Below are 1,334 nucleotides of genomic sequence, written 5' to 3'. Positions count from 1 at the left end.
GGCTTATAGGACAAAAAGTGTTGCTATTTCAGTCCCAAAGATTGGTAAATAGGCGATCATAATTATGTAAATCACTCCAAACAATAGCATCACCCCAAGTCGGAATAGAGGCCTCTAATCTAGATTGTTCATGTATGGTATGATATATATCAGAAATACTCTTGTTGGTCGGCATAACCTTAAGTATTTCGGCATTAGAAAGCGGGTTTGGTGAGTGCATATAGCACCACCAGAACACCGCTTTTATTCGTCTTTCAATAGACATTCCTCTATGATTACGTAACATAGTGCGTAACTGAGCATTTACACCACCTTCTATACGATTATTAGTAGCTGGGCAGGTACATGTTAACGATGCATCTAAGTAAGTAAATAAACATCTTTTGTTAATCAATTTAATTAAGGAATTTTCTGCTTTTATAAGTCGTTCATGTTTAGGTCGTATCGTACCATTTTCATCAACTGTTATTTCTGATAGGAATACCCTATGTCGTACTTTCCATGACATAACGTTTTGTACCCACTTCATAGCATGATCTTGCGTGTGTATTGTTAATAAATCCCTTGCAATTCCATATAACTCACAACCAGCAATCGTTTTAGGACGTATTGTTGTATAGCGTTTTACTTGTTGAAATGCATGAAATAAGCACCTTTGTAGTTTGGCTTTCGGCCAAACTTTTTTTAATGCCTTTTGAAAGCCGGTACCACCATCGGATATAACTACTATAGGTGATGAAATACGTCGTAATAAAGCCTCCCAAGCCTTAGAATGCTCATATCTACAAACATACCAGCCTAAGACATGCGTCTCATTACAACAGATTAAAATACAAGCATTTCTAGCTAAATAAATACCATCAACAAATACCACACTACTTGATGATTCAACTTTTGGTGGTAATGGCCAAAGCTCCCAAAACTGTGATGTTTTTCTACGAAATGAACGTCCATCGCCAGCCATATCTAACTGTGTGTGTTTACCAAATAACCAATCCAAAAATATCTGTAAATTATTATTAGTTTTATTCACTTTATTTGTGAATGAGCAAGAACATTGATTACAATACCAACGTTGAGAACCCGCATTTGTTTTACCATTTCTCTTACAGACGAAACCACAATTAGGGCATCTGACTAGTTTCATAATTATACTCCTTCTAAAAAATATATCTTTCTAGAAAGATAAAACCTTATTTGAGTCAGTAAAATCAAGGGGGGTTCAGACTTTTTAGCAACACTTTTTGTCCTATATGTAAAAGTTACTCAGAAAGATAAAATGCCGATAGAGCTAGTATTTAACTAGTTCCATCGGCATTAACAGCAACACTTTT

General features: G+C 35.4%; 1 protein-coding gene. It reads right to left on the bottom strand.

What is annotated here, in order from left to right; translation table 11 throughout:
- Positions 1-28 precede the first annotated feature (28 nt).
- Positions 29-1,147, bottom strand: coding sequence for an IS256-like element ISVesp1 family transposase (locus LKD20_RS09550; protein WP_227721614.1), 1,119 nt, complete (start codon positions 1,145-1,147; stop codon positions 29-31).
- Positions 1,148-1,334 lie beyond the last annotated feature (187 nt).

The sequence above is a fragment of the Veillonella fallax genome, assembly GCF_020687175.1.
Taxonomy (GTDB): domain Bacteria; phylum Bacillota; class Negativicutes; order Veillonellales; family Veillonellaceae; genus Veillonella; species Veillonella fallax.
Note: the sequence above shows the minus strand (reverse complement) of the source record. Positions and strands in the feature narration are given on the sequence as shown.